The 5,858-nt window shown below is 44.0% G+C and carries 4 protein-coding genes; 3 read left to right on the top strand and 1 reads right to left on the bottom strand.

The window, feature by feature from the left end:
- Nucleotides 1-148 precede the first annotated feature (148 nt).
- Nucleotides 149-736 (top strand): cytochrome C, encoded by a 588-nt coding sequence (locus HWQ37_RS00345; RefSeq protein ID WP_292742559.1) that lies wholly within the window; start codon nucleotides 149-151, stop codon nucleotides 734-736.
- Between the two features lie 81 nt (nucleotides 737-817).
- Here the strand turns inward: HWQ37_RS00345 and HWQ37_RS00340 are convergent, their stop codons facing one another.
- Nucleotides 818-1,054: a reverse transcriptase N-terminal domain-containing protein gene (locus HWQ37_RS00340; protein ID WP_292742558.1), complete on the bottom strand. Its 237-nt coding sequence runs from the start codon at nucleotides 1,052-1,054 to the stop codon at nucleotides 818-820.
- A gap of 1,470 nt (nucleotides 1,055-2,524) precedes the next feature.
- On the opposite strand from HWQ37_RS00340, the gene secA reads away from it, so the two are divergent.
- Entirely contained in the window at nucleotides 2,525-5,317 is a 2,793-nt protein-coding gene (gene secA, locus HWQ37_RS00335) for a preprotein translocase subunit SecA (RefSeq protein ID WP_292742557.1), read from the top strand.
- A 280-nt stretch (nucleotides 5,318-5,597) separates the two neighbouring features.
- The coding region (locus tag HWQ37_RS00330) for a hypothetical protein (protein WP_292742556.1) at nucleotides 5,598-5,858 on the top strand (261 nt) is incomplete at its 3' end.

The raw sequence follows: 5,858 nt of genomic DNA, 5'->3' as shown, positions 1-5,858 counted from the left end.
TGCGTTCATATAAGTTACATTTTGTCAAAACAAATTAGATGCGTTTCCCCTGAGTGGTGCGCTGATAGATATTTATATTACTGTTGTCGGTATAGGAATTATATTTGATTGCACAAGCGCCACTTTTAAATATTTGGGAATGTGAGGAATGTCAATTTTTGTTAAGCGCAAAATCCGCGATGCCTACGGCGGGCTACGCCAACGCCAAACGCTACAGCAAAGCGGCGAACGTGAATTCAAACGCCAATTTTTCGGTTTACTTCTGGTAATTGTAACCTGGAGTTTAGCTATGGGCTGGCTTCTAGCCTTGGCAACTAACGCCCAAAGTGCTACTCCCCCTGCTGAAATTGGCACTGTTGACGTAGTACCTGCACAATACCAACTGGGGCAAGAACTGTATTTAGAAAACTGCTCCACGTGTCACATTGGCATACCACCAGCCGTTTTACCTACCCAAACTTGGAAAAATATCCTGCAAGACTCGCAGCACTACGGCGCACAACTCAAGCCTTTAGTCGATCCGCAACGCATCTTAGTGTGGAAATATCTTTCGACTTTCTCCCGCGTGCAGCTAGACGACGAAGAAACACCATATCGCGTCAACAACTCGCGTTATTTCAAAGCTTTGCATCCAGGGGTTAAGTTACCACGTCCTGTCCAAGTTGGCAGTTGTATCAGTTGTCATCCCAGTGCCAATGATTACAATTTCCGCCGCCTGACAGCAGAGTGGAAGTGAGGAGTGAGGAATTGAAAAATTCCTCACTCCTAACTCCATTCCCCCACTCCCTCTTTGGCCTCATCTGGGGGCAAAATGATACTATGAAGAAAGACTAAATTTGACACTGGTAGGGTCGAGAGATTTCCTGGTTGCGAATACCCAGCTATCACCGCCGATGGAAATCCAATATTTGATGTGACCATCGTTAATGTTTCCACAACGGGAAGCAGCAAAAATGCGTTTTTGTAACTTGTAAACATATCTTTCGGCATTGCGCCAATTGATGTGTTTCCATCCCTCTGTATCCGCCATCGAATCAGATTTAGGCTTGTACATTACCACTTGCACCTTTTCACTTATTCACCTTCGCGGTTTACGTCTGCGTATCCTGGTAATTACACCATCCCTTTTAAGGCATTACCCGTTAATTCGGGTTAAGCATTGGCTTTTTAAACCATCCCATCCTCTTGCAGCATGAAGCCTGACCGCCGTCCTCGCCAAAATATGATGAGGAGCATACAAGAGGGTTATTTCGTTCCTACTATCCATTGATTGAGTCCTTAGAGTGTGTCTATCCACCGGGGTTCTAAGTAGTACGCTATCTCGGTCGGAGAAACCTGATAGACTTTACCCTTATCGGATATTTCCAATCCAGGAATGCAGTTTTAAAAACTGGTAGCTTATATTCCCTGGTCTTCAGTTTCGATGGTTAAATGACACTTCGTTTGTTCTACTCATAGACTCTTGCTTGCAGTAGGCGCTTTCAGCTATTACCGCCTGTAACTGCTTTCACCCCCGCTTTACAGAGAGCGAGAATCAGTCGCCTCTATAGGGGAAACCGAGTTATCCCGGTTCTCTGTGTGCTTTCAATCTCGTACCAAAATGTTAGGATTTGGTTTATTGTGGATTGGGTTATAATTTTGGCGTAGCACCTCTATATTTCCCTTCTTCCTCTAGCTTTCTTTGCCTTCATAGCTTGGCTAGATTTCCTCACCTACATGGATAGTAAGTTGTCAGTTAGTAAGGGATTCAAGTGCGAACTCAATCCTGGTGGATTACCTTACTAAAGCTCTCATCCTTGAGTTTTCTACCCATTTCTGAGAAACGAATCGCACCTCCGGTCTAAAGACATGGAGATTCTTAGTTCAACGAGTCCACTTAATTTAGCTTCCTTGCGTTAACTAAACCAGAGGTGGTTCTCTCCCTAAGCTTTAACTTTCCAAGTGCCCCTCGGTAGTTGGATTACTCCAAAATTTGTTTGACTTTAAAAGCTGTTTGTCTAGTTTCCATGAATCTTTTACCTACTTCTGGGCGAAAACTAGAACTACGAAGTAGAACTTCTTAGATTCAGTTGTCTTGGCGTAGCCTCTCCCTTTGGGAGAAGGTGCAGCGTCAACCGTTTAGGTTACTGGGTTTTTAGACAGGTTGATTACCCTTACCTGTTTAAAAAAACTATAGCGCTAAATGTCACTAGGGGATAAATCCCTTAAGCAGCTTTCATGAGACACTGCAATCGATGCGTTCTCCAGCATAAAGCAAGTGCCGTCCCCTACCAGAAGGACTTTAAAACCTAAAAACTTTTTGGGTTTTTAGGTTTCAACTTCGGGGTTTTCAGCATTTTTCTTATAAGATAAGAGTTAAAATCAATTATTTAGTAAACTGATACCCTAGTTTTTATCCTGCTTTTGAGGTAATTCTCATTTCACACCCATCCACGACCAAGACGTTTGGACTGGGTTAAATGTTTATAATCAACAATGCCGACCCTTTAATTCCCATCCCCTTGATTCAGTTCTATAACCTGCCATGCTAAAACTTTTGTTGGGCGACCCCAACGCTCGTAAGCTTAAAAAATACCAACCTTCTGTTACTGAAGTGAACCTTTTAGAGGAAGAAATTAAGGTTCTTTCCGATGATGAGTTAAAAGGTAAAACCGTCGAATTTAAACAACGGCTCGCTAAAGGCGAAACCCTGGATGACATATTGCCAGAAGCTTACGCCGTTGTCCGGGAAGCAGCACGGCGAGTATTAGGCTTGCGGCACTTTGATGTCCAACTCCTTGGCGGTATCATTTTGCATGTGGGGCAAATTGCCGAAATGAAAACCGGTGAGGGTAAAACATTAGTCGCCACCTTACCAAGTTACTTAAATGCCCTTACTGCTAAAGGTGTACACGTCATCACCGTAAACGATTACCTAGCTCGTCGGGACGCTGAATGGATGGGACAGGTGCATCGGTTCTTGGGACTGAGTGTGGGGCTAATTCAGTCAAGCATGACTCCTAGTGAACGTCAGAAAAACTACGACTGCGATATTACTTATGTTACCAACAGCGAGGTCGGCTTCGACTATCTGCGGGATAATATGGCGACATCAATGGCAGATGTGGTGCAACGCCCGTTTAATTATTGCGTAATTGACGAGGTGGACTCGATTTTAGTTGATGAGGCGCGGACACCACTGATTATTTCTGGGCAGGTGGAAAGACCGACAGAAAAGTATCTACAAGCTGCTGAAATAGCATTCACACTCAAAAAAGACGAACATTACGATGTGGATGAAAAAGCTCGTAACGTGCTTTTGACAGATGAAGGGTTTGCAGAATCGGAAAATCTTTTAGGAGTTACAGATTTATTTGACCCAGAAGATCCTTGGGCGCACTTCGTTTTCAATGCAATTAAAGCCAAAGAACTTTTTCTCAAAGATGTAAATTACATCGTCCGCAATGGGGAAGTAGTAATTGTGGATGAATTTACTGGTCGGGTGCTAGCCGGACGGCGTTGGAGTGATGGATTACACCAGGCAATTGAAGCGAAAGAACACGTAGAGATTCAGCCAGAGACTCAAACTCTAGCGACAATTACTTACCAAAATATGTTCTTGCTGTATCCAAAACTCGGTGGAATGACCGGAACGGCAAAAACGGAAGAACCAGAATTTGAAAAAATTTACAAATTGGAAGTTGCGGTAATTCCCACCAACCGCGATCGCAGACGCGAAGATTTGTCTGATATGGTGTTTAAGACAGAATCAGGCAAGTGGGGGGCGATCGCCGGAGAATGTGCCGAAATGCACCAACTCGGTAGACCTGTATTAGTGGGAACCACTAGTGTAGAAAAATCCGAACTTCTCAGTCGGCTATTGAAAAAGTTGGAAATTCCCCACGAATTACTCAACGCCCGACCGGAAAATGTCGAACGGGAAGCGGAAATCGTCGCCCAAGCTGGACGCAAAGGTGCTGTGACGATTGCTACCAACATGGCTGGTAGAGGTACAGACATCATCTTGGGTGGTAACTCCGAATATATGGCGCGTCTAAAGCTGCGGGAATACTTTATGCCCCGAATCGTCATGCCAGAAGACGAAGATAGTTTTGGCGTGCAAAGAGCAGCCGGATTACCAACCGGACATGGCGGTGGTCAAGGCTTTGTCCCTGGTAAAAAAGTAAAAACTTGGCGGGCTTCACCAGAAATTTTCCCGACGCAGTTGACCAAAGAAACCGAAAAACTACTCAAAGATGCAGTAGAAATTGCCGTGCGTGAGTATGGCGATCGCAGTTTACCGGAATTGGAAGCAGAAGACAAGGTAGCTGTAGCCGCAGAAAAAGCTCCCATCGATGACCCCGTGATTCTGAAATTGCGGGCAGCTTACAACCAAGTTAAGCAGGAATATGAACAATTTACGACCCGCGAACATGATGAGGTAGTGGGAATTGGCGGTTTGCATGTAATTGGTACAGAACGCCACGAATCGCGGCGGATTGATAACCAGTTGCGGGGACGTGCAGGAAGACAAGGCGACCCTGGAACCACGAGATTCTTCCTCAGTTTAGAGGATAACCTACTACGGATTTTTGGTGGCGATCGCGTTGCTGGGTTAATGAATGCCTTCCAAGTGGAAGAAGATATGCCCATCGAATCTGGGATGCTTACCCGCAGTTTGGAAGGCGCACAGAAAAAGGTTGAAACCTACTACTACGACATTCGGAAGCAGGTATTTGAGTATGACGAGGTGATGAACAATCAACGTCGTGCTATTTACGCCGAACGCCGCCGGGTGTTAGAAGGTCAAGATTTGAAAGAACAGGTGATTAAATACGCTGAAAAAACGATGGATGACATCGTTGACTTTTACATCAACATAGACTTGCCCTCGGAAGAGTGGGAGTTAGAAAAGTTGGTTGAGAAAGTCAAAGAATTTGTCTATCTACTGGCGGATTTGCAAGCGAGTCAATTAGAAGATATCACCGTCAGCGAGATTAAAGCCTTCCTCCACGAACAGGTGCGAATTGCTTATGACCTCAAAGAAGCGCAGATTGACCAAGTTCAACCCGGATTGATGCGCCAAGCTGAACGTTTCTTTATCTTGCAACGCATTGATACGCTGTGGCGGGAACACCTGCAACAAATGGATGCCTTGCGCGAATCAGTGGGGTTACGCGGTTATGGTCAAAAAGACCCTCTGATTGAATACAAGAGCGAGGGTTACGAACTCTTCTTGGATATGATGGTTAACATTCGCCGAGACGTTGTTTACTCGTTATTCATGTTCCAGCCGCAGCCGCAGCAGATGGTACAGGCTTCGTCTGAGATGGTGTAGGAAGTTAGAAAGAATATCTCACGCAAAGGCGCTAAGACGCAAAGGTTTCTTAGCGCTTTTACCTTTTGATACATCGTTTAAAAATACTCTCTTTTCAGGATTTTGCTGAAATTGGTAAGCTAATAATCCCAAATCTTCATCTTCAAGGCAAGCGGACTTATAAGAGAATTTGCATCTAATTATTGTTAGACCTCGCGTGAGTTTGGGAACACTGAGAACTAGTGTCTAGTAGGACACAAACAATCTTTGTAAGCGACCATCTCAATTCAGAAGGGGCACTATGAAACAGAACAATAGAAGTGATTTCACTTACCGTCAGCTGGAAAATAATTTAATACATATTTCTGAATCAATTATTCAGGGTTTAAAATCTAACAAGTGTGAATTAAAAACTTCTACTGACTATGAAGAAAATGATGCATCTATAAGGTTATCTGAAATAGATGTCAGTCTGGAAAAATCTTTTATTGAGCTAGGAGTTTACTTCAGTTGGCCAAATGATATGTATATAATTCGTGTATGGGATAAAAGCATTACTCCT

The sequence above is a fragment of the Nostoc sp. NMS4 genome (assembly GCF_017115095.1).
Classification (GTDB): Bacteria; Cyanobacteriota; Cyanobacteriia; order Cyanobacteriales; family Nostocaceae; genus Nostoc.
The sequence above is the reverse complement of the archived record's forward strand: the minus strand, read 5'-3'. Positions and strand labels throughout refer to the sequence as shown.